This is a genomic window from Ruegeria sp. BE9, from assembly GCF_056538765.1.
In genome coordinates, this window is sequence record NZ_JBQFTS010000002.1 from 1 (window position 1) to 21,666 (window position 21,666).

The 21,666-nt window shown below is 56.2% G+C and carries 37 protein-coding genes; all 37 read left to right on the forward strand.

The features are described 5' to 3' along the window. A partial coding sequence (locus ACR0EO_RS06645) for an EF-Tu C-terminal domain-related protein (RefSeq protein ID WP_480428719.1) occupies positions 1-113 on the forward strand: 113 nt, incomplete at its 5' end. Positions 114-394: 281 nt separating this feature from the next. Then, a complete protein-coding gene (locus ACR0EO_RS06650; protein WP_480688260.1) occupies positions 395-574 on the forward strand; it encodes a hypothetical protein in 180 nt (59 codons plus the stop codon). Positions 575-933: 359 nt separating this feature from the next. After that, positions 934-1,248: a 30S ribosomal protein S10 gene (rpsJ, locus tag ACR0EO_RS06655; protein WP_008756422.1), complete on the forward strand. Its 315-nt coding sequence runs from the start codon at positions 934-936 to the stop codon at positions 1,246-1,248. 18 nt (positions 1,249-1,266) lie between these two features. Continuing rightward, a complete protein-coding gene (gene rplC / locus ACR0EO_RS06660; protein WP_170334115.1) occupies positions 1,267-1,992 on the forward strand; it encodes a 50S ribosomal protein L3 in 726 nt (241 codons plus the stop codon). Next, complete coding sequence (gene rplD, locus ACR0EO_RS06665; RefSeq protein WP_480688262.1) at positions 1,989-2,606, forward strand: 50S ribosomal protein L4; 618 nt, start codon at positions 1,989-1,991, stop codon at positions 2,604-2,606. Before rplC ends, rplD begins: the two co-directional genes overlap by 4 nt. Beyond that, on the forward strand, positions 2,603-2,899 hold the full coding sequence (locus tag ACR0EO_RS06670) for a 50S ribosomal protein L23 (protein ID WP_008757532.1): 297 nt from the start codon (positions 2,603-2,605) through the stop codon (positions 2,897-2,899). Before rplD ends, ACR0EO_RS06670 begins: the two co-directional genes overlap by 4 nt. Beyond that, complete coding sequence (locus ACR0EO_RS06675; RefSeq protein ID WP_480688264.1) at positions 2,896-3,528, forward strand: hypothetical protein; 633 nt, start codon at positions 2,896-2,898, stop codon at positions 3,526-3,528. Before ACR0EO_RS06670 ends, ACR0EO_RS06675 begins: the two co-directional genes overlap by 4 nt. Positions 3,529-3,781: 253 nt before the next feature. Beyond that, on the forward strand, positions 3,782-4,816 hold the full coding sequence (locus ACR0EO_RS06680; RefSeq protein WP_480688266.1) for a fatty acid desaturase: 1,035 nt from the start codon (positions 3,782-3,784) through the stop codon (positions 4,814-4,816). Positions 4,817-5,125: 309 nt separating this feature from the next. Beyond that, a complete protein-coding gene (gene rplB, locus ACR0EO_RS06685; RefSeq protein ID WP_008757664.1) occupies positions 5,126-5,968 on the forward strand; it encodes a 50S ribosomal protein L2 in 843 nt (280 codons plus the stop codon). Between the two features lie 3 nt (positions 5,969-5,971). Continuing rightward, the gene (gene rpsS, locus ACR0EO_RS06690; RefSeq protein WP_005980699.1) at positions 5,972-6,250 is read left to right on the forward strand and encodes a 30S ribosomal protein S19; all 279 of its coding nucleotides are present in this window, start codon (positions 5,972-5,974) and stop codon (positions 6,248-6,250) included. Positions 6,251-6,253: 3 nt separating this feature from the next. Beyond that, positions 6,254-6,634: a 50S ribosomal protein L22 gene (gene rplV, locus ACR0EO_RS06695; protein WP_039538267.1), complete on the forward strand. Its 381-nt coding sequence runs from the start codon at positions 6,254-6,256 to the stop codon at positions 6,632-6,634. Beyond that, positions 6,634-7,344 carry a 30S ribosomal protein S3 gene (gene rpsC, locus ACR0EO_RS06700; protein ID WP_008758042.1) on the forward strand — a complete coding sequence of 237 codons (711 nt, stop codon included), beginning with the start codon at positions 6,634-6,636 and terminating at the stop codon, positions 7,342-7,344. The genes rplV and rpsC overlap by 1 nt, the downstream gene beginning before the upstream one ends. 12 nt (positions 7,345-7,356) lie before the next feature. After that, positions 7,357-7,770, forward strand: a complete 414-nt coding sequence (rplP, locus tag ACR0EO_RS06705) for a 50S ribosomal protein L16 (RefSeq protein WP_058283513.1) — start codon at positions 7,357-7,359, stop codon at positions 7,768-7,770. Positions 7,771-7,929: 159 nt separating this feature from the next. Then, a complete protein-coding gene (locus tag ACR0EO_RS06710; protein ID WP_480688268.1) occupies positions 7,930-8,478 on the forward strand; it encodes an amino acid synthesis family protein in 549 nt (182 codons plus the stop codon). Between the two features lie 40 nt (positions 8,479-8,518). Further along, positions 8,519-9,139, forward strand: a complete 621-nt coding sequence (locus ACR0EO_RS06715; protein ID WP_480688270.1) for a 2OG-Fe(II) oxygenase family protein — start codon at positions 8,519-8,521, stop codon at positions 9,137-9,139. Positions 9,140-9,342: 203 nt separating this feature from the next. After that, a complete protein-coding gene (locus ACR0EO_RS06720) occupies positions 9,343-9,549 on the forward strand; it encodes a cold-shock protein (RefSeq protein WP_480688272.1) in 207 nt (68 codons plus the stop codon). A gap of 291 nt (positions 9,550-9,840) precedes the next feature. Beyond that, on the forward strand, positions 9,841-10,047 hold the full coding sequence (gene rpmC, locus ACR0EO_RS06725) for a 50S ribosomal protein L29 (protein ID WP_010437082.1): 207 nt from the start codon (positions 9,841-9,843) through the stop codon (positions 10,045-10,047). 4 nt (positions 10,048-10,051) lie between these two features. Next, positions 10,052-10,282, forward strand: coding sequence for a 30S ribosomal protein S17 (rpsQ, locus tag ACR0EO_RS06730; RefSeq protein ID WP_039538279.1), 231 nt, complete (start codon positions 10,052-10,054; stop codon positions 10,280-10,282). A gap of 76 nt (positions 10,283-10,358) precedes the next feature. After that, positions 10,359-10,727, forward strand: a complete 369-nt coding sequence (gene rplN / locus ACR0EO_RS06735) for a 50S ribosomal protein L14 (protein WP_008757934.1) — start codon at positions 10,359-10,361, stop codon at positions 10,725-10,727. A gap of 2 nt (positions 10,728-10,729) precedes the next feature. Next, positions 10,730-11,041 (forward strand): 50S ribosomal protein L24, encoded by a 312-nt coding sequence (gene rplX / locus ACR0EO_RS06740; protein WP_010437096.1) that lies wholly within the window; start codon positions 10,730-10,732, stop codon positions 11,039-11,041. Further along, positions 11,034-11,594 carry a 50S ribosomal protein L5 gene (gene rplE / locus ACR0EO_RS06745; protein ID WP_480688274.1) on the forward strand — a complete coding sequence of 187 codons (561 nt, stop codon included), beginning with the start codon at positions 11,034-11,036 and terminating at the stop codon, positions 11,592-11,594. Before rplX ends, rplE begins: the two co-directional genes overlap by 8 nt. Positions 11,595-11,613: 19 nt before the next feature. Beyond that, positions 11,614-11,919 (forward strand): 30S ribosomal protein S14, encoded by a 306-nt coding sequence (rpsN, locus tag ACR0EO_RS06750; protein WP_068340744.1) that lies wholly within the window; start codon positions 11,614-11,616, stop codon positions 11,917-11,919. A 13-nt stretch (positions 11,920-11,932) separates the two neighbouring features. Beyond that, a complete protein-coding gene (gene rpsH, locus ACR0EO_RS06755; protein WP_155148687.1) occupies positions 11,933-12,325 on the forward strand; it encodes a 30S ribosomal protein S8 in 393 nt (130 codons plus the stop codon). A gap of 11 nt (positions 12,326-12,336) precedes the next feature. Further along, positions 12,337-12,870: a 50S ribosomal protein L6 gene (rplF, locus tag ACR0EO_RS06760; RefSeq protein ID WP_170334096.1), complete on the forward strand. Its 534-nt coding sequence runs from the start codon at positions 12,337-12,339 to the stop codon at positions 12,868-12,870. A gap of 11 nt (positions 12,871-12,881) precedes the next feature. Then, positions 12,882-13,241, forward strand: a complete 360-nt coding sequence (gene rplR, locus ACR0EO_RS06765; protein WP_058283506.1) for a 50S ribosomal protein L18 — start codon at positions 12,882-12,884, stop codon at positions 13,239-13,241. Between the two features lie 117 nt (positions 13,242-13,358). Further along, the gene (gene rpsE, locus ACR0EO_RS06770; protein WP_170328768.1) at positions 13,359-13,925 is read left to right on the forward strand and encodes a 30S ribosomal protein S5; all 567 of its coding nucleotides are present in this window, start codon (positions 13,359-13,361) and stop codon (positions 13,923-13,925) included. A gap of 12 nt (positions 13,926-13,937) precedes the next feature. Further along, a complete protein-coding gene (gene rpmD / locus ACR0EO_RS06775) occupies positions 13,938-14,126 on the forward strand; it encodes a 50S ribosomal protein L30 (RefSeq protein WP_005621828.1) in 189 nt (62 codons plus the stop codon). A 236-nt stretch (positions 14,127-14,362) separates the two neighbouring features. Then, a complete protein-coding gene (locus tag ACR0EO_RS06780) occupies positions 14,363-14,794 on the forward strand; it encodes a GFA family protein (RefSeq protein ID WP_480688277.1) in 432 nt (143 codons plus the stop codon). A 185-nt stretch (positions 14,795-14,979) separates the two neighbouring features. Continuing rightward, positions 14,980-15,195, forward strand: a complete 216-nt coding sequence (locus ACR0EO_RS06785; protein WP_480688279.1) for a DUF1127 domain-containing protein — start codon at positions 14,980-14,982, stop codon at positions 15,193-15,195. 181 nt (positions 15,196-15,376) lie between these two features. After that, positions 15,377-16,201, forward strand: coding sequence for a hypothetical protein (locus tag ACR0EO_RS06790; protein WP_480688281.1), 825 nt, complete (start codon positions 15,377-15,379; stop codon positions 16,199-16,201). A 158-nt stretch (positions 16,202-16,359) separates the two neighbouring features. Further along, complete coding sequence (rplO, locus tag ACR0EO_RS06795; protein WP_480532622.1) at positions 16,360-16,833, forward strand: 50S ribosomal protein L15; 474 nt, start codon at positions 16,360-16,362, stop codon at positions 16,831-16,833. A 109-nt stretch (positions 16,834-16,942) separates the two neighbouring features. Next, positions 16,943-18,307 (forward strand): preprotein translocase subunit SecY, encoded by a 1,365-nt coding sequence (gene secY / locus ACR0EO_RS06800; RefSeq protein ID WP_480688283.1) that lies wholly within the window; start codon positions 16,943-16,945, stop codon positions 18,305-18,307. Beyond that, positions 18,304-18,948 carry an adenylate kinase gene (locus tag ACR0EO_RS06805; RefSeq protein WP_170351670.1) on the forward strand — a complete coding sequence of 215 codons (645 nt, stop codon included), beginning with the start codon at positions 18,304-18,306 and terminating at the stop codon, positions 18,946-18,948. The genes secY and ACR0EO_RS06805 overlap by 4 nt, the downstream gene beginning before the upstream one ends. 201 nt (positions 18,949-19,149) lie before the next feature. Beyond that, entirely contained in the window at positions 19,150-19,518 is a 369-nt protein-coding gene (rpsM, locus tag ACR0EO_RS06810; protein ID WP_170334082.1) for a 30S ribosomal protein S13, read from the forward strand. Between the two features lie 15 nt (positions 19,519-19,533). After that, entirely contained in the window at positions 19,534-19,923 is a 390-nt protein-coding gene (gene rpsK / locus ACR0EO_RS06815) for a 30S ribosomal protein S11 (RefSeq protein WP_008757289.1), read from the forward strand. Positions 19,924-20,038: 115 nt separating this feature from the next. Beyond that, positions 20,039-21,055 carry a DNA-directed RNA polymerase subunit alpha gene (locus ACR0EO_RS06820; protein WP_058276312.1) on the forward strand — a complete coding sequence of 339 codons (1,017 nt, stop codon included), beginning with the start codon at positions 20,039-20,041 and terminating at the stop codon, positions 21,053-21,055. Positions 21,056-21,172: 117 nt separating this feature from the next. Beyond that, positions 21,173-21,595 (forward strand): 50S ribosomal protein L17, encoded by a 423-nt coding sequence (rplQ, locus tag ACR0EO_RS06825; RefSeq protein WP_039538314.1) that lies wholly within the window; start codon positions 21,173-21,175, stop codon positions 21,593-21,595. Positions 21,596-21,666: the final 71 nt, after the last annotated feature.

Consider the following 21,666-nt stretch of genomic DNA (forward strand, 5'->3'; position numbering starts at 1 on the left):
CGTTCGGCGTTGAGCTGATCGCGCCTATCGCGATGGAAAACGGTCTGCGCTTCGCGATCCGCGAAGGTGGCCGCACCGTCGGCGCCGGCGTTGTGTCGAAAATCATCGAGTAATAACGGTAGGTCGAGCGTCTGCCCGACAAATCGTTGGAACTAAAGAAGGCCGTCCCAAAAGGGGCGGCCTTTATTCTTTGAGTAACACCTTTCCGAGGCGGGCCCAAAGGTCTTCGAACCGAAGTAACTCTTAGAAAGCTCGTCGCCGCTCAGGGGCAAAGACAGATTGAACTTTCTTAACCTCACGTCCACCTCACCCAAACACAGGAAGCCCAGATGTAATCTGAAACAAAAAGCGGGGCGTCTGCCGGGCAAACCGCTGACGTAAGCGGGAGGAAATTATGTTTGGTTTCGAATTCTTGAACTATGGAGCGCAAATCCTTCACAGCAAGGATCTGGATGACATGCGTGCCGCCATACTTAGTGATGACGATCAGGAAATCGACTGTGATATCAGTGACTTTTGCCGCGAGCGTAGACGCTTCGACGTCAGGCTTTCTGGGAAGCCTAACAGAGCCTGAGGCGTTAACGCGCGCCCAAAACTACTGTCTTCAACTAGCGTTGTCTTGGTCGCGTGGGGTGAAAACCTGCAAGCGCCATTCCGACTTTCTCTGACTGCCTAATTGATGTGCGCAGGCTGTCAGCGTTTTCTCGCTGCGAAGTTAGTTTTCCAGATCGGTTCTTAGTGTTGAGTTGAGTGACTCCTTGAGGTCGAGCAAATCCAACAAACCCCTTGCCAAACCTCACCAACCCCACTAATACGCGCGAGTTCTCAATAAGAACGTCAAGGCGGGGTGATTCCCGCCTTTTGGGTTCGAAGAGGGTTGGCGATGCGCGTCTGTCCTCCTCTCAACCTCAACGCCTAAAAAAGGCTGTTAATATGCAAAGCCAAAACATCCGTATTCGGCTGAAGGCATTTGACTATCGCGTTCTGGATGCCAGCACGCAAGAGATCGTCAACACTGCCAAGCGGACCGGCGCGAACGTGCGCGGCCCGATCCCACTGCCGAACAAGATTGAGAAGTTCACGGTTCTCCGTGGCCCTCACGTTGACAAGAAATCCCGCGACCAGTTCGAGATCCGCACGCACAAGCGTCTGCTCGACATCGTTGATCCGACCCCCCAGACCGTTGACGCGCTGATGAAGCTCGACCTCGCTGCTGGTGTGGACGTCGAGATCAAGCTGCAGTCGTAAGATCGGAGGGTATAGATTATGCGCTCTGGTATTATCGCAAAAAAAGTTGGCATGACCCGCCTGTTCATGGAAGACGGCAAACAGATTCCTGTGACCGTTCTTCACCTGGACAACCTGCAGGTTGTTGCGCAGCGTACCGCTGACAAAGACGGTTACACCGCCGTTCAGCTGGGCGCTGGTGCTGCCAAAGCAAAACGCACCTCGAAAGCCATGCGCGGTCACTACGCCGCTGCAAAGGTTGAGCCCAAGCGTAAGCTGGCCGAGTTCCGCGTCTCCGAAGATGGCCTGATCGATGTGGGCGCCGAGATTTCGGCAGAACACTTCCTGGAAGGTCAGAAAGTAGACGTTTCGGGTACCTCGATCGGTAAAGGCTTTGCTGGTGCGATGAAGCGCCACAACTTCGGTGGTCTGCGCGCTTCGCACGGTGTTTCGATCAGCCACCGTTCGCACGGTTCGACCGGTCAGTGTCAGGACCCGGGCAAGGTTTTCAAAGGCAAGAAGATGGCCGGTCACATGGGTGCTGCCCGTGTAACCACCCAGAACCTGGAAGTCGTCAAAACCGACGCCGACCGTGGTCTGGTCTTCATCAAAGGCGCCGTTCCCGGACCGAAATCGGGTTGGGTTACTGTTAAGGACGCCGTGAAGAAGAAAGCACCGGAAGGCCTGCCTTTCCCGGCTGCTGTGAAATCGGCTGCAACCGAAGCACCTGCGGAAGAAGCTCCCGCGGAAGGTGGTGAAGCATGAAACTTGATGTAATCAAACTGGACGGCGGCAAAGCCGGCGACATCGAGCTGAACGCCGATCTGTTCGGTCTCGAGCCTCGCGCGGACATCCTGCACCGTGTGGTCCGTTGGCAGCGCAACAACGCGCAGGCTGGCACCCACAAGGTAAAGACCCGCTCGGAAACCAGCTACTCGACCAAGAAGATCTATCGCCAAAAGGGCACCGGTGGCGCACGCCATGGTGACCGTAACGCGCCGATCTTCCGTGGTGGTGGGATCTACAAAGGTCCGGTCGTGCGTTCGCATGGTCATGACCTGCCGAAGAAGTTCCGCAAGCTTGGCCTGCGCCACGCTCTGTCGGCCAAAGCCAAGGCAGGTGAACTGGTTGTGATCGAGAACGCCGAAGCTGAAGGCAAGACCGCTGTTCTGGCCAAACAGGTTGCAAACCTGGGCTGGAAACGCGCGCTGGTCATCGACGGTGCGACCGTGAACGAAGGGTTCCTGAAAGCGTCCAAAAACATCGAAGGTCTGGATATCCTGCCGTCGATGGGCGCAAACGTCTATGACATCCTCAAGCGTGACACCTTGGTGCTCACCAAAGCGGCTGTCGAAGCACTGGAGGCTCGTCTGAAATGAGCGCGAAGGCAGAACACTACGACGTGATCCGCAAGCCGATCATCACCGAAAAGTCGACCATGGCGTCCGAAAACGGCGCGGTTGTCTTTGAAGTGGCGATCGACAGCAACAAGCCACAGATCAAAGAGGCCGTTGAGGCGCTGTTTGGTGTGAAGGTCAAAGCGGTGAACACCACCGTGACCAAAGGCAAGGTCAAGCGGTTCCGCGGCCAGCTGGGTCGTCGGAAAGACGTCAAAAAAGCATATGTTACCCTGGAAGAGGGCAACACAATCGACGTGAGCACTGGTCTTTGATCCGACGCTTACTGCGACTATTCACGGCCTCGGCGGATAAACCCGCCGGGGCCGATTTCGTTTCGGACCCTGAAACTGCGCGGGCACAGGTACTGGAGAAGATGCGCGCTTTCAGCGCCGAGCCCTATTTTCAGATCGCCGATGAAAAGTTGGGGCTGCTGTCGGTGTTCGATGATCTGAAATACGATCGGGCGGATGTAGACATGATCTCTCCGGCGATGCGCAAGCATGTGGTCAGCAAGCTTGGTCCGCTGGGGTTTCGACAGACCTCTGGCACGGTGCTAGAGCACGCCGAAGCCGATATGCGCGTACACATTCCCAAGTTCCATGCCCTTGGCGCGTCGCCTTTCGACATTGCGCGATACACCGAGAAACGCCCGCAGGATTATTGTTTGATGACCCCGACACAGGTGGCCTGCCAGTACGTGGATCACTATGAACTGGACGACGCAGTGCAACGGATTGAGGTGTTGATCGCGAAGCACCCCATCAACTTGCTCAAACTGGCGGACTATCTGGAAGGCAAACCCAGACACCGCGCGTTTCGCGCGGTGCTGGGTCATATCAAGCTCAAGCAACGGATCGCAGTGGAGTCCGAGCCGCTGTGCCGCAGGCGGTCGTTAGGGTGAGAGTTTTGTTGACCCATCAGAAACGCGTCAAAAGCAAATGTGGCCGTGAAAGAGCTAGGACACTAAGACGTGTCCAGTGATCCGTGATCAGACACGTCTTTGGGGAGAGATAAAGTTTCGTCGCACGTGAAGGTTGTACATTAGTACCGACACAGAAATTTGAGCGCTAAACACTCTTATTTTGCACAATTCGCTTGCTATGTCGGGCCGGTAGTCTATCCGGCTTCCAACAAACAAATGACGTGGCAGGCACATGACCGAAACCTCTCTCTCGACTCGGGAATACCCGGATAAAACTGCCGCGCGGGATTGGGTTTCGACGCTGGCCAAATACCGTGAACCCAATCAATGGCGCAGTTCCTTTGAGCTGGGTGTCAGTATTATCCCATTCTTTGTGCTTTGGGCGCTGTCTTGGATGGCTCTATCCATCAGCTACTGGCTGGCATTTGCGATTGCGGTCCTGAATGCGGCCTTCCTGCTGCGCCTCTTTGCGATCCAGCATGATTGCGGGCACGGAGCGTTCTTCAAGAACCGGACAGTCAGCGACTGGGTTGGACGGGTCATCGGGGTGCTGACCCTGACACCCTATGATGTCTGGCGCCGCACGCATTCTTACCATCACAATAGCTCGGGCAACTTGGACAAACGGGGAATGGGCGATATCCACACGCTGACAGTGGCCGAGTACCAATCCATGAGCCCCATGAACCGGTTCTGGTATCGCGTCTATCGAAACCCCATCACTCTGTTCGTTCTTGGCCCAGGATATTTGTTCCTGTTCCAAAACCGCCTGCCGTTGGGGTTGACGGACAGCGCGCGGTTCTGGGTCAGCGCGATGGGCACCAATGTCGCTATTCTGGCCGCACTTCTTGCCGTCTTCTATTTTGGCGGCGTAATGCCGGTCTTGCTGATCTTTTTACCCTCAACCCTGATTGCGGCAACTGCCGGAGTATGGCTGTTTTACGTGCAACACCAGTTCGAAGACACGCATTGGGATTCGGAAGAGGAATGGCAACTGCACGAGGCAGCTCTGCACGGTAGCTCGCATTATATTCTGCCGCCCGTGCTGCAGTGGTTCAGCGCCAATATCGGCATCCACCACGTGCACCATCTGTACAGCCGCATTCCATTCTACCGCCTGACCGAGGTGCTGCGAGATCACGACGAGTTGGCGAACAGCAACCGAATGACCATCCGTGAGAGCCTTGCCAACGCACGGCTGCACCTATGGGATGAGAACAACCGTCGTTTGTTGTCCTTCGCTGAGGCGCGCGCGTTGTATCTGTGAAGTGGCTGATTACTTGGGTTCTTCTGGCTGGCTACGGAAAACACACTGATCGAGCGGCTTGAGGAAATGAAACTTAGGGCAAATGTTGCGGTACCATTTTCTTTGGGCTCCAAAAGAATCTTGGGCCGCACCCTATAGACACCCACCCCCAACACTGCTAAACGCAGCCAATCTTACGGCCTCGGATTCGTTCCGGGGCCTCTGATATTTGTAACCGGGGACCTTCGGGGCCCTATACCCTTGGCACCTACGGGGGCCTATCACATAGCAGGGAAACTCCCTGCACTTGCTAAACGGAAGACAGAAAGCATGGCACTTAAGTCGTACAAGCCGACGACGCCGGGCCAGCGCGGGCTGGTGCTGATCGACCGTTCGGAGCTTTGGAAAGGACGTCCGGTCAAGTCTCTCACTGAGGGTTTGACCAAATCGGGCGGCCGGAACAACACCGGACGGATCACTTCACGCCGCCGCGGCGGTGGCGCAAAGCGTCTCTACCGGATCGTTGACTTCAAACGTAATAAATTTGATGTCGCGGCAACCGTCGAGCGGATCGAATATGACCCGAACCGGACCGCATTCATCGCACTGGTAAAATACGAAGACGGCGAGCAGGCATACATCCTGGCTCCGCAGCGTCTGGCTGTTGGTGACAAAGTCGTGGCATCCGCCAAGGCCGACATCAAGCCGGGCAACGCAATGCCGTTCTCGGGCATGCCAATCGGTACCATCGTCCACAACATCGAGATGAAGCCTGGTAAAGGCGGTCAGATCGCACGTGCGGCCGGTACATACGCTCAGTTTGTTGGTCGCGATGGCGGCTACGCTCAGATCCGTCTGAGCTCGGGCGAGCTTCGCATGGTCCGTCAGGAATGCATGGCCACCGTTGGTGCCGTGTCCAACCCCGACAACTCGAACCAGAACCTCGGTAAAGCCGGTCGTATGCGCCACAAAGGCGTTCGTCCGTCGGTTCGTGGTGTTGCAATGAACCCGATCGATCACCCGCACGGTGGTGGTGAAGGTCGTACCTCGGGTGGCCGTACGCCGGTTACTCCGTGGGGTAAGGACACCAAGGGTAAGCGTACCCGCAACAAGAACAAAGCGTCCCAGAAGCTGATCATCCGCTCGCGGCACGCCAAGAAGAAGGGACGTTAATCTATGTCTCGCTCTGTTTGGAAGGGTCCTTTCGTCGATGCTTACGTGCTGAAAAAAGCCGAAGCAGCGCGCGAGTCGGGCCGCAACGAAGTCATCAAAATCTGGTCGCGTCGTTCCACCATTCTGCCCCAGTTCGTGGGTCTGACCTTTGGTGTTTACAACGGCCAGAAGCACATTCCCGTAAACGTCTCGGAAGACATGATCGGTCAGAAGTTCGGTGAATATTCGCCAACTCGTACCTATTATGGCCACGCCGCAGACAAAAAAGCGAAGCGGAAGTAAGTCATGGGCAAGGAAAAGAACCCCCGCCGCGTGGCTGAAAACGAAGCAATGGCGAAAACTCGCATGCTTCGCACCAGCCCGCAGAAACTGAACCTGGTTGCGCAAATGATCCGCGGCAAGAAAGTTGAGAAGGCTCTGACCGACCTGACTTTCTCGAACAAGCGTGTCGCGCAGGACGTCAAGAAGTGCCTGCAGTCCGCAATCGCGAATGCCGAAAACAACCACAACCTGGACGTTGACGAACTGATCGTCGCCGAAGCATGGGTTGGCAAGAACCTGGTCATGAAGCGCGGTCGCCCGCGTGCACGTGGCCGTTTCGGCAAGATCATGAAGCCGTTCTCGGAGATCACCATCAAGGTGCGTCAAGTTGAGGAGCAAGCCTAATGGGTCATAAAGTAAATCCGATCGGCATGCGCCTGCAGGTCAACCGCACCTGGGATAGCCGCTGGTACGCCGACACCAAGGACTACGGTGATCTTCTGCTGGAAGACCTCAAGATCCGTGAGTTCATCAACAAAGAGTGCAAGCAGGCCGGTGTTGCCCGTGTGATCATCGAACGTCCGCACAAGAAGTGCCGCGTTACGATCCACACAGCACGTCCCGGTGTCATCATCGGCAAGAAAGGTGCAGACATCGAAGTTCTGCGCAAAAAGCTTGCTCGTATGACCGACAGCGAACTGCACCTGAACATCGTCGAAGTGCGCAAGCCCGAGCTTGACGCGCAGCTGGTTGCCGAGTCCATCGCTCAGCAGCTGGAACGTCGTGTTTCGTTCCGTCGCGCCATGAAGCGCTCGGTTCAGAACGCCATGCGCATGGGCGCCCTGGGTATCCGGGTGAACGTCGCGGGTCGTCTGGGCGGCGCCGAAATCGCACGGACCGAGTGGTACCGCGAAGGCCGCGTGCCTCTGCACACACTGCGTGCCGACATCGATTACGCACATGCCGAAGCGATGACTCCTTACGGGATCATCGGGATCAAGGTCTGGATCTTCAAAGGTGAGATCATGGAGCACGACCCGCAGGCACGTGACCGTAAAGCACAGGAACTCCAGGACGGCCCTGCACCTCGTGGTGCTGGTGGCGGTCGTCGCTAAGGAGGGAAAGATATGCTTCAACCAAAGCGTACTAAATTCCGCAAGATGCACAAAGGCCGGATCAAGGGTCTCGCCAAAGGCGGCTCTGATCTGAACTTTGGCACCTACGGCCTGAAAGCTCTTGAGCCTGAGCGTGTAACCGCACGCCAGATCGAAGCTGCACGTCGTGCCATGACGCGTCACATGAAGCGTCAAGGTCGTGTTTGGATCCGCATCTTCCCCGACACTCCGGTCACTGCAAAGCCGATCGAAGTTCGTATGGGTAAAGGTAAAGGTTCGGTCGACCGCTGGGCATGCAAAGTCAAGCCTGGCCGCGTGATGTTCGAGATCGACGGCGTCAATGACGACATCGCCCGCGAGGCCCTGCGCCTGGCCGCGATGAAGCTGCCGATCAAGACTCGCGTCGTGGTTCGCGAAGACTGGTAAGCGATTGGGGGAAACTCCGTTCGTGACAAGATTGACCCCCGTCGGGAAACCGGCGGGGGTTCTCTGTTGGCTCTACGGTTTGTGAAACAGCGGGTTGTGAAAAACGTCGACCTCCACCCGTGACGCTCCTAGTCTACCAGATAGGAATGGGAGGGCTTTATGGTTCAACTGCGTAAAAAGATGTTCGTCAAAGAAGTCATCGTAACTGACCAATTGGGCCATCCCTGTAATCCGATTTGCCGTGTCGCTGCGCTGGCGGTGGTGCAGAATCCTCTGGCCGGACGGTTCTCGGATGACCTCTCAGAGCTGTTTGAGATCGGTGCAATACTGGGCCCAGAGCTTGCGGCTGCAGCGATTTCGCAACTAGACGGGGCGCCAGTCTCTTACGGGAAGGCGGCGATTATCGGAGTGAACGGCGACCTGGAGCAGGGCGGGGCCTTGATCCACCCAAAGCTCGGTGCACCAATGCGCGCGGCTGTTGGCGGAGGAGAGGCGGTGATCCCATCGAATGCCAAGCTGGGCGCGCCGGGTTGTGCGATTGACCTGCCGCTGGGGCATAAGGACAACCCCTGGTCGTTCGACCATTTCGATACGATGACGTTGAACATCCCTGACGCGCCAAAGCCTGATGAGATCGTGCTGTGCCTTGCCTATGCCGATGGTGGCCGCCCGATCCCGCGCAGTGGCAAAGGGCCCGTCTCGACCTAATCGGCTGGTCTAGCCGAAAACACTGAGGTATGCCCGCCCCATGGCACAGATTGAATCACTCTTCGTTACCCGTCTCTACCGCGCGTCCCTTTCCGAGTTCGATCCCAAGATCGACGCGGAGGAATTGGAAAGCTCCTGCCTTGTCATCGCCGAGGATGACGAGGCCGGGCAAGAATGGTGTGAAGAGAACGGCTATCCCGGTTACACCAGCTATGCCTCGTTGACTGATCTGCCTTGGCGGTTTCCGATCTTCGCTGATCTGGTTTCCGTGCTGGATCAGCACGTGGCAGCTTTTGCCAAGGATCTGGAGTTCGACCTGGGAGAAGATGAGTTAAAGTTGGAAGATCTTTGGATCAACATCCTGCCAGAAGGCGGAATGCATTCCAGCCACCTGCACCCGCACAGCGTCATTTCAGGTACGACCTATGTGGCAATGCCCCAGGGGGCGAGCGCATTGAAACTGGAAGACCCCCGATCAGGACGCATGATGGCCGCGCCGACTCGGATAAAAGGCGGACGGCGCGATTTGCAACCTTTCATCTATATGAAGCCTCAGGTGGGTGACGTTCTGTTGTGGGAAAGCTGGCTGCGCCACGAAGTCCCGATGAACATGGCCGAGGAAGAGCGGATCAGTGTCAGCTTTAACTATAAGTGGGAATGATTCATGCCTGTGAACGTAGTTCCTTCCGTGTATTTTAGGCCAAAGGTCTTGTAATCTGTCTCTTCATGCACGATGTGGCAGGTGCTAACGTTTTTCTTTTTCGACCACTGTCTCCCGTTCTTCGGCGTTCAGTCTATCGATCCAGACCGACTACGCCGCGTTGTCGCAATTCCGCGGGCAACAAATTTAAGGAGACTACGGATATGGCTACTGGCACCGTAAAATGGTTCAACACAACTAAAGGTTTTGGCTTCATCGCACCCGAGACAGGTGGCAAGGATGTGTTTGTGCACATCTCTGCTGTCGAGCGTTCGGGCCTGACCGGTCTGGCCGACAACCAGAAAGTAACCTTTGACATTCAGCCCGGCCGCGATGGTCGCGAAGCAGCGGTTAACATCGCTCTGGCGTAAGTCAAACGGACTTGTAAAGTTGTAAACGCGGTTCCGTTCACTCGGGGCCGCGTTTTGCATTCTCTTCCAGCGCTCCGCAGGGTATACGTTTGAGGAGTGAAGTAGCAGAGCCTGACCGCTTTTACGGGCTGTCAAACTTTCCCTTGCCACCCCTCTTTTAAACCCTTATACGGCGGCATCCTGCAAGTCCCCCGGCCGAGTCGGGGGATTCGCATGTCTATCATTCATCCACCAGGTCCAAGGTGACCCTGTCAGGGGGCCTTCTGGTGTTTTGAGCAAAGGAAAAAGGCGATGAACGCCCAAGAACTGCGTGACAAGACCCCGGACCAGCTCCGCGAGGAACTGGCCAACCTGAAGAAAGAAAGCTTTAACCTGCGCTTTCAACAGGCAACCGGTCAGCTGGAAAACACTGCTGGCATCAAAGCGGCTCGCCGCAACGCTGCCCGCGTTAAAACCATTCTGAACGAAAAGGCCGCTGCTGCGGCATCGGAGGAGTAATCCTATGCCCAAGCGTATCCTGTCCGGAATCGTAACCAGCGACGCCAACGAGCAAACCGTGACTGTTTCGGTTGAACGCCGTTTCAAGCACCCGCTGCTGCACAAAACCGTTCGTAAGTCCAAAAAATACCGGGCTCACGACGAAAAGAACGCCTTCAAAGTCGGTGACACCGTACGCATCATCGAATGCGCGCCGAAATCGAAGACGAAACGTTGGGAAGTTCTGGAAGCGTAAGTTTCCGGGATTTTCCCATTTGTCGAAACCCTGGGGGATCTAACTAGACCAGCCCCCACAGGTCGGGAGAAACCACATGATCCAGATGCAGACCAATCTGGATGTCGCTGACAACTCCGGCGCACGCCGAGTTCAGTGCATCAAGGTCCTGGGTGGTTCCAAGCGTAAATACGCCTCCGTTGGCGACATCATTGTCGTCTCGGTGAAGGAAGCCATCCCGCGCGGCCGCGTAAAGAAAGGTGACGTCCGTAAGGCCGTCGTCGTACGCACCGCCAAGGAAGTCCGCCGCGAAGACGGTACCGCGATCCGCTTCGATCGCAACGCTGCCGTAATCCTGAACAACAACAACGAGCCCGTAGGTACCCGTATCTTTGGCCCAGTTGTTCGTGAACTGCGTGGCAAGAACTTCATGAAAATCATCTCGCTGGCTCCGGAGGTGCTGTAATCATGGCTGCTAAACTCCGCAAAGGCGACAAGGTCGTCGTGCTAGCCGGCAAGGATAAGGGCAAAGAGGGAACTATCACCTCGGTTGACCCCAAAGCCGGTAAAGCTGTTGTCGACGGCATCAACATCGCCATCCGCCACACCCGCCAGTCGCAAACCTCGCAAGGTGGTCGCCTGCCTCAGGCAAACCCGATCGAGCTGTCGAACCTGGCTCTGCTGGACAAAAACGGCAAAGCAACTCGCGTTGGCTTCCGCATGGAAGGTGACAAGAAAGTGCGCTTCGCCAAGACCACAGGGGACGTAATCGATGCTTGATAACGCAACCTACACCCCGCGTCTGAAAGCTCAGTACGCCGAAACCATCCGTGCCGCTCTGAAAGAAGAGTTTGGCTACAAGAACGACATGCAGCTGCCCAAGCTGGAAAAAATCGTTCTGAACATCGGTTGCGGCGCTGAGGCGGTCAAAGACTCGAAGAAAGCCAAAGCGGCTGTCGAGGATCTGACTGCAATTGCTGGTCAGCAGGCCATTGCAACCAAGGCGAAGAAGTCGATCGCTGGTTTCCGCGTCCGTGAAGATATGCCGTTGGGTGCGAAAGTAACCCTGCGCGGCGACCGGATGTACGAATTCCTGGATCGTCTGATCACCATCGCGCTGCCGCGCGTTCGTGACTTCCGCGGTGTTAAGCCTTCTTTCGACGGTCAGGGCAACTTTGCCATGGGCATGAAAGAGCACATCGTGTTCCCGGAAATCGACTTCGACAAAGTCGACGAAGTCTGGGGCCTGGATATCGTAATTGCCACCACAGCGAAAACCGACGCTGAAGCGAAAAGCCTGTTGAAAGCATTCAACATGCCGTTCAACGCGTAAGCGCCGGGAGGATTGAGACATGGCTAAAAAAGCAATGATCGAACGCGAAAAGAAGCGCGAACGCCTGGTGGCCAAATATGCCGCAAAGCGTGCCGAGCTGAAAGAAATCGCGAATGACGAGAGCCGCCCGATGGAAGAGCGTTTCAAAGCGCGTCTGAAACTGGCGAAACTGCCGCGCAATAGCTCGGCTACCCGTCTGCACAACCGTTGTCAGCTGACCGGTCGTCCTCACGCTTACTACCGTAAGCTGAAGGTCAGCCGTATCGCGCTGCGCGAGCTGGGTTCTGCTGGTCAGATCCCCGGCATGGTGAAATCGAGCTGGTAAGGGAGACATAGATATGAATGATCCTATCGGCGATATGCTCACCCGTATCCGCAACGCGCAAATGCGCGGCAAGTCCACCGTTTCCACCCCGGCTTCCAAGCTGCGCGGTTGGGTTCTGGACGTGCTGGCGGACGAAGGTTACATCCGTGGCTACGAAAACACGACCGGTGAAAACGGTCATCCGGCCATCGAAATCAGCCTGAAATACTACGAAGGCACCCCTGTTATTCGCGAACTGAAGCGGGTCTCGAAACCCGGTCGTCGCGTGTACATGGGCGTCAATGACATCCCGCAGGTCCGTCAGGGTCTGGGTGTGTCGATTGTCAGCACTCCGAAAGGTGTGATGTCGGACGCAAACGCTCGCTCCAACAATGTTGGCGGCGAAGTGCTCTGCACCGTCTTCTAAGGAGGTCTGCAATGTCTCGTATTGGTAAAAAACCGGTCGAGCTGCCCAGCGGCGTTTCCGCCTCTGTGTCGGGTCAGACCATCGAAGTCAAAGGTCCGAAAGGCACCCGTAGCTTCACCGCAACTGACGATGTGACTCTGTCGGTCGAAGACAACGTGGTCAAAATTGATCCGCGTGGTACGTCCAAGCGTGCGCGTCAGCAGTGGGGCATGAGCCGCACCATGGTTGCCAACCTGGTTACCGGTGTGACCCAGGGCTTCAAGAAAGAGCTGGAGATCCAAGGTGTTGGTTACCGGGCTCAGATGCAGGGCAACACCCTGAAGCTGAACTTGGGTTACAGCCACGACGTTGATTTCACCGCTCCGGAAGGTGTGACTATCACCGCACCGAAGCAGACCGAGATCGTTGTGGAAGGTATCGACCAGCAGCAGGTGGGCGAAGTTGCGGCCAAAATCCGCGAATGGCGCCGTCCCGAGCCTTACAAAGGCAAAGGCATCCGCTACAAGGGCGAGTTCATCTTCCGCAAGGAAGGCAAGAAGAAGTAAGGACGCAAACAATGGCAAACAGCAAAAGAACCCTGTTTCTGAAGCGCCGCCTGCGCGTTCGGAACAAACTTCGCAAGGTCAACGCGGGTCGTCCGCGTCTGTCCGTACACCGTTCGAACAAGAACATCTCTGTTCAGCTGATCGACGACGTACGTGGCGTGACCCTGGCCTCGGCCTCGACCCTGGAAAAAGATCTGGGTGTTGTTGGCAAGAACAACGTCGAAGCGGCCACAAAAGTGGGCGCGGCCATCGCCGAGCGTGCCAAGAAGGCAGGCGTCGAAGAGGCCTATTTCGATCGTGGCGGCTTCCTGTTCCACGGCAAAGTGAAGGCTCTGGCCGACGCTGCGCGTGAAGGTGGTCTGAAGATCTAAGACCTGCGGGCGGGTTTCGATCCGCCCCGATGATCCGGGGGCCTCGGCAATTGTCGAGGCTCACTTGGATTGAATAAAACGGCGCCGAGAGCGCCTCTAGAGAAAAGGGATGCCAAGATGGCAGAACGTGAAAACCGTCGGGGCCGTGGCCGCGACCGTGAAGAAGCACCGGAATTTGCAGATCGTCTGGTCGCAATCAACCGCGTGTCGAAAACCGTAAAAGGTGGTAAGCGCTTTGGCTTCGCCGCTCTGGTGGTTGTCGGCGATCAGAAAGGCCGCGTCGGCTTTGGTAAAGGTAAAGCGAAAGAAGTACCTGAAGCCATCCGTAAGGCGACTGAACAAGCCAAGCGTCAGATGATCCGCGTGCAACTGCGCGAAGGTCGTACCCTGCACCACGACATCGAAGGCCGTCACGGCGCCGGTAAAGTGGTTATGCGTACCGCACCTGAAGGTACTGGTATCATCGCCGGTGGTCCGATGCGTGCTGTGTTCGAAATGCTGGGCGTTAAGGACGTTGTTTCCAAGTCGCTGGGCTCGCAGAACCCGTACAACATGATCCGCGCCACCATCAACGGCCTGCAGAAAGAGCAGAGCCCGCGTTCGGTTGCCGCACGTCGTGGTAAAAAAGTTGCTGACATCCTGCCCAAGCGGGACGAAGCACCGGCTGCTGAAGCCGAAGCGTAAGGAGAGCGACCCATGGCAAAAACCATCGTCGTCAAGCAGATCGGTTCCCCGATCCGCCGCCCCGCCGAACAGCGCGCAACCCTGATCGGCCTGGGCCTGAACAAGATGCACAAAACCCGTGAGCTGGAAGATACTCCTTCGGTTCGCGGCATGATCAACAAGATCCCGCATCTGGTAGAGATCGTCGAAGAGCGCGGCTAAGCGCGAATTCTTCGAAGTCAAAGAAACGCCTCCGATTTTTCGGGGGCGTTTTGCTTTTGCGGCGCATTAACTCGGGATACGGGCTTTACGGCGTTCTTTTACGTGAGCTGTCGCGTTTAGAATGGCGCTTTGATGTAGAGTGGGCAGATTTCCTGCAGTTAGTGGCTCTCGAATAATCGGTTTCTATGAAATGCAGGGCCTCACCAAGCGCGTCGCTGTCTATGCAGGAGGAACACATGACGACTAGAGGGCATTGTCTGTGCAGTCAGACCCGGTGGGAGTACGAGGGCGAGGTCAACTGGGCCTGCTATTGTCATTGTGACGATTGTCGCCGCAACTGTGCCGCACCGGTTGTCGCCTGGCTTGGCGTTACTTTAACGAATTTCCAGTGGCAGGGGCTTGTGCCCAAGACACTGGAAAGTTCAAAAGGGGTGAAGCGTCATTTCTGTCAGGTATGCGGTTCGCCAGTTGGCTTTGAGGCGGATCATTACCCTGGAGGAATGCACCTATATGCGGCCTCAATGGAGAACCCGGCTGATTTTGAGCCTACTTTCCATGTCAATTACGAGAGCAAGCTTCCCTGGCTTCAAATGAATGACGACCTTCCAAAATATGAAGGCACGCTATTGAACGCCCCAAGCGACCTTAGGGATTATGAAGTGAGCTAACCGGAAAAGCTATTCGAGACCACTCACCTATTCTCTTCTTGGCGTGGCATTCCTGGCATGCATACCGGCTAGACCGAAACTTCGGTTGTTAGCGTTATCTGACGAGCCTATCTGCACTCTGTCTCCAAAAGGACCAGAACAGAAATCATCGGGGAATTCGCCCCGATCAGGAAAGGAATTCAGATATGGCTTACACAGCAACCACCACACATAGCGGCACCAACCTGTTCGCACGCATCGCAGATTTTGCCACAAAGGTGAAAGAAACCTATGCCCTACGTGCCGAGTACAACCGCACCTATTCGGAATTGCAGGGTCTGACCGACCGCGAATTGGACGATATCGGCGTGCGCCGCTGCGATATCAAAGATATTGCACACAACCACGTTTATTGCTCGTAACTTCGCAGATCCACCACTCACCAAGAGGCGCCGTTTTGGCGCCTCTTTTGATTCAGGTGGTGTGAGAGACACAGGTATCTGGAAAGTCGGCCTCAGACGTTGCGATTGAGCTAGAGTTCGGCCTAGTGCTGACGTGTGCGCGGATTACGCACAAGAAAGTCAATTTCAGGGGTGAACCTTCATGCATGACTACCAAATCGGAATGCTCTGGGTGGATGGCCCTCTGAGCTTTCTTGAACAGCTATGCATGAAATCGTTCCTGGACGCCGGTCAGCATGTCCGTCTTTATACTTATGGTGACGTGACCAATATCCCAGATGGCGTTGAGCAACGCGATGCCCGTGAAATCCTTCCGGATACAGAGTTTGTAGTTCACGGTAGGACAGGCAGCCCCGCCCCACACGCAGATAAGTTTCGCTACAGAATGCTGGCAGCAGAGCCAGATATTATCTGGGCGGATACAGATGCTTACTGCGTGAAACCATTTACGACGCAGAGCGGACACCTCTACGGGTATTTGGAGAGCGAAGTAGCAAACGGTGTGCTTTGCCTACCGCAAGATAGTGAAACTCTGCGATTGCTGAACGAATTCACTCAGGATCCCTATCGCATTCCGCCTTGGATGCCGAAGCGAATAAAGCTGCCGCTGCTCGAGGCGCTGGAATCCGGTGAAAAGGTCAATGTGCCAGAGGTCTACTGGGGTGCCTGGGGGCCCAAAGCGCTGACTTGGGCGCTCAAAAAAACTAAAGAAATCCGGTTCGCTCTGGATGAGCGCATACTCTATCCTGTTAATTTTACCCGCAGAAGGGCACTGGCGCGCCCGGGTGTCAGCCTGTCTCGGTTCTTGAAAGAAGATACAGTCTCTGTCCACTTTTACGGTCGGAGGATGCGATCGATCCTGCAATATAAGTTTGACGGAACGCCCCATCCCGACAGCGTGGTCGGCCAACTGATCGCAAAACATGGAATTGACGTCGAAGCTGCGCCCATCAAAGCCCACAAATAATAGGTTCTGGTGCCAGAGTCGGACATCAAAACTTGCATCCTGATGCGCAACGCTGTATCGGGCTGCGGTGGCGTCTTGCGTCATGAGAATCAAAACCAAGAAATGCCGTGTTTGGCCCATCACGCTTCGGGGGTCATATCCGGCTTAGGAGAAGCGAAATGAAACTGAATGAATTGCGCGACAACCCTGGCGCAGCACCGAAACGCACTCGCGTTGGCCGTGGCCCCGGTTCCGGTAAAGGTAAAATGGGTGGCCGTGGTATCAAAGGCCAGAAATCCCGTTCGGGTGTGGCCATCAATGGCTACGAAGGCGGCCAGATGCCGTTGTACCAGCGTCTGCCTAAGCGTGGCTTCAACAAGCCGAACCGCAAGGCATTTGCTGTTATCAACCTGGGCCTGATCCAGAAATTCGTCGACGCCGGCAAGCTGGACGCCAAAGCGGCGATCACCGAGGACGCACTGGTTGCCTCCGGTCTGGTCCGTCGCAAGCTGGACGGTGTTCGCGTTCTTGCCAAAGGCGAAATCAGCGCCAAAGTGAACCTGGAAGTAACTGGTGCTTCGAAAGCTGCCGTTGAGGCAGTTGAAAAAGCGGGCGGTTCACTGACGGTCACAAAAGCCGCTGCGGCAGAGTAAGCGCTTGTGAGCGGGCGAAGACCCGCTTACATAGACCACAGAGTTTTCCCAGACGCCGCCCGAGCCGGAAAACGGTTCCGGGCGGTGTTTTCATAAGAGAGACCGATTTATGGTATCAGCAGCAGAACAAATGGCAGCCAACACAAGCTGGTCTGCCCTTGGCAAAGCCACCGATCTGCGCAACCGCATCCTGTTCACACTGGGTTTGTTGATCGTTTATCGCCTGGGCACCTTCATTCCGGTGCCGGGAATCGACGGACAAGCGCTGCGTGAATTCATGGAACAAGCGGGGCAAGGCATCGGCGGCATGGTTTCGATGTTCACCGGCGGGGCGCTGGGGCGGATGGGTATCTTTGCCCTCGGCATCATGCCCTATATCTCGGCCTCGATCATCGTACAGCTGCTGACATCGATGGTCCCTGCGCTTGAACAGCTCAAGAAAGAGGGCGAACAGGGCCGCAAGAAGATCAACCAGTACACCCGTTTCGGCACCGTGGCGCTGGCCACTGTTCAGGCTTATGGTCTGGCTGTTTCGCTTGAATCCGGGGATTTGGCGACTGATCCGGGCATGTTCTTCCGTATGTCGACCATGATCACTTTGGTTGGCGGTACCATGTTCCTGATGTGGCTGGGTGAACAAATCACAGCACGCGGCATCGGCAACGGTATCTCTCTGATCATTTTCGTCGGTATCATCGCCGAAGTTCCGGCTGCCCTGGCACAGTTCTTCGCCTCGGGCCGTTCAGGCGCGATCAGCCCTGCAGTGATCGTTGGTGTCATCGTGATGGTAATTGCAGTGATTACCTTTGTGGTGTTCATGGAACGCGCGCTGCGTAAGATTCACATTCAATACCCGCGCCGTCAGGCTGGTATGAAGATCTACGAAGGTGGTTCCAGCCACCTCCCGGTCAAAGTGAACCCAGCAGGTGTTATTCCTGCGATCTTTGCAAGCTCGCTGCTGCTGTTGCCGGTCACGATCTCGACCTTCTCGTCGGGCGCGACCAGCGGGCCGATCATGTCTTGGCTGCTGGCCAACTTTGGCCCTGGGCAGCCTCTGTATCTGCTGTTCTTCGCAGCCATGATCGTGTTCTTCGCTTATTTCTACACGTTCAACGTATCGTTCAAGCCAGACGATGTTGCGGACAACCTGAAAAAGCAGAACGGTTTTGTGCCGGGTATCCGCCCGGGTAAGAAAACTGCCGAGTATCTGGAATACGTGGTGAACCGCGTTCTGGTTCTGGGTTCGGCCTATCTGGCGGCGGTCTGTCTGTTGCCTGAAATTCTGCGGAACCAATTTGCCATCCCGTTCTATTTCGGCGGCACCTCGGTTCTGATTATCGTCTCTGTGACCATGGATACGATCCAACAGGTTCAGAGCCACTTGCTGGCGCATCAATACGAAGGGCTGATCGAAAAGTCCCAGCTGCGCGGCAAAGGTAAGAAACGCGGCAGGAAGGGACCCGCTCGTCGATGAACATCATTCTTCTTGGCCCCCCGGGCGCAGGTAAAGGGACGCAGGCGCGTCACTTGGTCGAAACACGCGGCATGGTTCAGCTGAGCACTGGCGACATGCTGCGCGAAGCCAAGACCTCGGGCACCGAGATGGGCCAGAAGGTTGCGGCGATCATGGATGCGGGCAAGTTGGTCACGGATGAGATCGTGATTGGCCTGATCGAAGAGAAGCTGACCACGGAAACCGGCGCCGGCTTCATCTTTGATGGTTTCCCCCGCACGCTGGCACAGGCCGATGCGCTGGCTGCGTTGCTGACCAAGCTGGGTCAATCGCTGCATACGGTGATCGAGATGCGCGTCGACGATGATGCCCTGGTGGGTCGCATTACCGCGCGTTCGACCTGCGGTGGTTGTGGTGAAGTCTACAATGACATCACCAAGCCGATCCCGGCAGATGGCAAATGCACCAATTGCGGCAAGGAAAATGACTTCCAGCGCCGCGCGGACGACAACGAAGACAGCCTGCGCACGCGCTTGATGGAATACTACAAGAAGACCTCGCCGCTGATTGGTTACTACTATGCCAAAGGCGATTTGCGCCCGGTAAACGGCCTGGCGGACATCAAGGAAGTGACTGCTTCGATCGAGGCGATTCTCGGCTGACCTCAGGTTGGGGCTTGACGGCCCCAGCAAAACCCCATATCGACCCCCATCCCTTTAGGGAATCAAGACCGCAGGCGGGATTCGTCCCAATTGCCCCGACCACCTCGAATAATGCTGAACCCTCTGGCGGCACTGCCACGGTTAGGCGTTGTGAAAAAAGGTTCTGGAGCTACGGAACCGCAACGAAAAGGAAAGTGAAACGTGGCACGTATTGCCGGCGTAAACATCCCGACTGCAAAGCGGGTACCTATCGCCCTCACATATATCACCGGTATCGGCAACACTTCGGCTAAAGCAATCTGCGAAGCCGTTGGCATTGAAGCGACCCGTCGCGTCAATGAACTGTCCGACTCCGAAGTTCTGGCCATTCGTGAACATATCGACGCGAACTACACCGTTGAAGGTGACCTGCGTCGTGAAGTTCAGATGAACGTCAAGCGCCTGATGGACCTGGGCTGCTATCGCGGTCTGCGTCACCGCCGCAACCTGCCGGTTCGCGGTCAGCGCACCCACACCAACGCTCGTACCCGCAAAGGCCCCGCAAAGGCCATCGCTGGTAAGAAGAAATAAGGGAGGGTCTGACTGATGGCACGTGATAAGACTCGCGTTAAGCGCAAAGAGCGTAAGAACATCGCATCGGGCGTCGCCCATGTGAATTCGACCTTCAACAACACCAAGATCCTTATCTCGGACGTACAGGGCAACGCCATTTCGTGGTCGTCTGCCGGTACCATGGGCTTCAAAGGATCGCGGAAATCGACACCTTACGCCGCTCAGATGGCTGCAGAAGACGCAGGCAAGAAGGCGCAGGAACATGGCGTCAAGACGCTGGAAGTCGAAGTTCAGGGCCCCGGTTCGGGTCGTGAATCGGCTCTGCGTGCGCTGGCTGCAGTGGGCTTCAACATCACATCGATCCGCGACGTGACTCCGATCGCTCACAACGGCTGCCGTCCGCCGAAGCGTCGTCGCGTCTAAGCGATTTTGAATTGAGCTGGGGCTGTGTTTTTTGCACGGCCCCAGCACGTCATTTTGAACCTCGGGCGTCTGCACCTTGTTGGTCATGGGGCGCGGACAGGAATGGAGGGATTACATGATCCATAAGAATTGGGCAGAATTGATCAAGCCGACCCAGCTGGAAGGTAAGCCGGGCAACGATCCTGCGCGTCAGGCGACTCTGGTTGCCGAACCGCTGGAGCGTGGTTTTGGTCTGACTCTGGGCAACGCGCTGCGCCGCGTTTTGATGAGCTCGCTGCAAGGCGCGGCCATCACCAGCGTTCAAATCGACAACGTCCTGCACGAGTTCTCCTCGGTTGCGGGCGTGCGTGAAGACGTTACCGACATCATCCTGAACCTCAAGCAGGTTGCCTTGCGCATGGAAGTCGAAGGCCCTAAGCGCCTGTCGATCAATGCTAAAGGCCCCGCAGTTGTTACCGCAGGCGACATCAGCGAAAGCGCCGGCATCGAGGTTCTGAACCGCGATCACGTCATCTGTCACTTGGACGATGGCGCGGACCTGTTCATGGAACTGACCGTCAACACCGGCAAAGGCTACGTCTCGGCTGAGAAGAACAAGCCGGAAGATGCGCCTATCGGCCTGATCCCGATCGACGCGATCTATTCGCCGGTCAAGAAGGTTGCCTATGACGTTCAGCCGACCCGCGAAGGTCAGGTTCTGGACTATGACAAGCTGACCCTTAAGATCGAAACCGATGGTTCGATCACTCCGGAAGATGCGTTGGCCTTTGCTGCACGCATTCTGCAGGACCAACTGTCGATCTTCGTCAACTTCGACGAGCCGGAATCGGCTGGCCGCCAGGACGAAGACGATGGTCTGGAGTTCAACCCGCTGCTGCTGAAGAAAGTGGACGAGCTGGAACTGTCGGTCCGTTCGGCAAACTGCCTGAAGAACGACAACATCGTTTACATCGGCGACCTGATCCAAAAAACCGAAGCCGAGATGCTGCGCACCCCGAACTTCGGTCGCAAGTCGCTGAACGAGATCAAAGAAGTGCTGTCCGGCATGGGTCTGCACCTCGGCATGGATGTCGAGGACTGGCCGCCCGACAACATCGAAGATCTGGCTAAGAAATTCGAAGACGCGTTCTAAACGCGTCTTCCTCAATGCCCGGGCTACCGGGGAATGTATGGGCACTTCCGCCCCAAGGAGAGCCGGTGACACGCATCGCCGGCCAGACAAAGCAAAACGCAAGATAGGAACTGAAAAATGCGTCACGCACGTGGTTATCGCCGCCTGAACCGTACTCATGAGCACCGTAAAGCTCTGTTTGCAAACATGGCTGGCTCGCTCATCGAACATGAGCAAATCAAAACAACTCTGCCTAAGGCAAAAGAACTGCGCCCGATCATCGAAAAGCTGGTCACTCTGGGCAAGCGCGGCGACCTGCACGCCCGTCGTCAGGCCGCAGCACAGCTGAAAGAAGACAAAGACGTCGCAAAGCTGTTCGAAGTTCTGGGCCCCCGCTACGCCGAGCGTCAGGGCGGTTATGTCCGCATCCTGAAAGCTGGCTTCCGCTATGGTGACATGGCGCCGATGGCGATCATCGAGTTCGTTGATCGTGACGTCGATGCCAAAGGCGCTGCTGACAAAGCCCGCGTTGCCGCCGAAGAGGCAGCAGACGAAGAATAAGAAAGCCCAGCTTTCTGAAGTCTACCCCCGCGTCCCAGACGTGGGGGTTTTTTGTTGGCGAAACTACTCGG

Bases quoted from the DNA above. Each gene is read 5' to 3' on its own strand.
- rplF (WP_170334096.1), top strand. From the start codon at position 12,337: ATGTCTCGTATTGGTAAAAAACCGGTCGAGCTGCCCAGCGGCGTTTCC.
- secY (WP_480688283.1), top strand. From the start codon at position 16,943: ATGGTATCAGCAGCAGAACAAATGGCAGCCAACACAAGCTGGTCTGCC.
- rplX (WP_010437096.1), top strand. From the start codon at position 10,730: ATGGCTGCTAAACTCCGCAAAGGCGACAAGGTCGTCGTGCTAGCCGGC.
- rpsK (WP_008757289.1), top strand. From the start codon at position 19,534: ATGGCACGTGATAAGACTCGCGTTAAGCGCAAAGAGCGTAAGAACATC.
- rpsN (WP_068340744.1), top strand. From the start codon at position 11,614: ATGGCTAAAAAAGCAATGATCGAACGCGAAAAGAAGCGCGAACGCCTG.
- rplV (WP_039538267.1), top strand. From the start codon at position 6,254: ATGGGCAAGGAAAAGAACCCCCGCCGCGTGGCTGAAAACGAAGCAATG.
- rplB (WP_008757664.1), top strand. From the start codon at position 5,126: ATGGCACTTAAGTCGTACAAGCCGACGACGCCGGGCCAGCGCGGGCTG.
- ACR0EO_RS06780 (WP_480688277.1), top strand. From the start codon at position 14,363: ATGACGACTAGAGGGCATTGTCTGTGCAGTCAGACCCGGTGGGAGTAC.
- rpsS (WP_005980699.1), top strand. From the start codon at position 5,972: ATGTCTCGCTCTGTTTGGAAGGGTCCTTTCGTCGATGCTTACGTGCTG.
- rplN (WP_008757934.1), top strand. From the start codon at position 10,359: ATGATCCAGATGCAGACCAATCTGGATGTCGCTGACAACTCCGGCGCA.
- rpsQ (WP_039538279.1), top strand. From the start codon at position 10,052: ATGCCCAAGCGTATCCTGTCCGGAATCGTAACCAGCGACGCCAACGAG.
- rpsJ (WP_008756422.1), top strand. From the start codon at position 934: ATGCAAAGCCAAAACATCCGTATTCGGCTGAAGGCATTTGACTATCGC.
- ACR0EO_RS06710 (WP_480688268.1), top strand. From the start codon at position 7,930: ATGGTTCAACTGCGTAAAAAGATGTTCGTCAAAGAAGTCATCGTAACT.
- rplQ (WP_039538314.1), top strand. From the start codon at position 21,173: ATGCGTCACGCACGTGGTTATCGCCGCCTGAACCGTACTCATGAGCAC.
- ACR0EO_RS06650 (WP_480688260.1), top strand. From the start codon at position 395: ATGTTTGGTTTCGAATTCTTGAACTATGGAGCGCAAATCCTTCACAGC.
- rplP (WP_058283513.1), top strand. From the start codon at position 7,357: ATGCTTCAACCAAAGCGTACTAAATTCCGCAAGATGCACAAAGGCCGG.
- rplR (WP_058283506.1), top strand. From the start codon at position 12,882: ATGGCAAACAGCAAAAGAACCCTGTTTCTGAAGCGCCGCCTGCGCGTT.
- ACR0EO_RS06805 (WP_170351670.1), top strand. From the start codon at position 18,304: ATGAACATCATTCTTCTTGGCCCCCCGGGCGCAGGTAAAGGGACGCAG.
- rpmD (WP_005621828.1), top strand. From the start codon at position 13,938: ATGGCAAAAACCATCGTCGTCAAGCAGATCGGTTCCCCGATCCGCCGC.
- ACR0EO_RS06670 (WP_008757532.1), top strand. From the start codon at position 2,603: ATGAGCGCGAAGGCAGAACACTACGACGTGATCCGCAAGCCGATCATC.
- rpsE (WP_170328768.1), top strand. From the start codon at position 13,359: ATGGCAGAACGTGAAAACCGTCGGGGCCGTGGCCGCGACCGTGAAGAA.
- ACR0EO_RS06790 (WP_480688281.1), top strand. From the start codon at position 15,377: ATGCATGACTACCAAATCGGAATGCTCTGGGTGGATGGCCCTCTGAGC.
- ACR0EO_RS06820 (WP_058276312.1), top strand. From the start codon at position 20,039: ATGATCCATAAGAATTGGGCAGAATTGATCAAGCCGACCCAGCTGGAA.
- rplD (WP_480688262.1), top strand. From the start codon at position 1,989: ATGAAACTTGATGTAATCAAACTGGACGGCGGCAAAGCCGGCGACATC.
- rplE (WP_480688274.1), top strand. From the start codon at position 11,034: ATGCTTGATAACGCAACCTACACCCCGCGTCTGAAAGCTCAGTACGCC.
- ACR0EO_RS06680 (WP_480688266.1), top strand. From the start codon at position 3,782: ATGACCGAAACCTCTCTCTCGACTCGGGAATACCCGGATAAAACTGCC.
- rplC (WP_170334115.1), top strand. From the start codon at position 1,267: ATGCGCTCTGGTATTATCGCAAAAAAAGTTGGCATGACCCGCCTGTTC.
- rpsH (WP_155148687.1), top strand. From the start codon at position 11,933: ATGAATGATCCTATCGGCGATATGCTCACCCGTATCCGCAACGCGCAA.
- rplO (WP_480532622.1), top strand. From the start codon at position 16,360: ATGAAACTGAATGAATTGCGCGACAACCCTGGCGCAGCACCGAAACGC.
- ACR0EO_RS06720 (WP_480688272.1), top strand. From the start codon at position 9,343: ATGGCTACTGGCACCGTAAAATGGTTCAACACAACTAAAGGTTTTGGC.
- ACR0EO_RS06785 (WP_480688279.1), top strand. From the start codon at position 14,980: ATGGCTTACACAGCAACCACCACACATAGCGGCACCAACCTGTTCGCA.
- ACR0EO_RS06715 (WP_480688270.1), top strand. From the start codon at position 8,519: ATGGCACAGATTGAATCACTCTTCGTTACCCGTCTCTACCGCGCGTCC.
- rpsC (WP_008758042.1), top strand. From the start codon at position 6,634: ATGGGTCATAAAGTAAATCCGATCGGCATGCGCCTGCAGGTCAACCGC.
- rpmC (WP_010437082.1), top strand. From the start codon at position 9,841: ATGAACGCCCAAGAACTGCGTGACAAGACCCCGGACCAGCTCCGCGAG.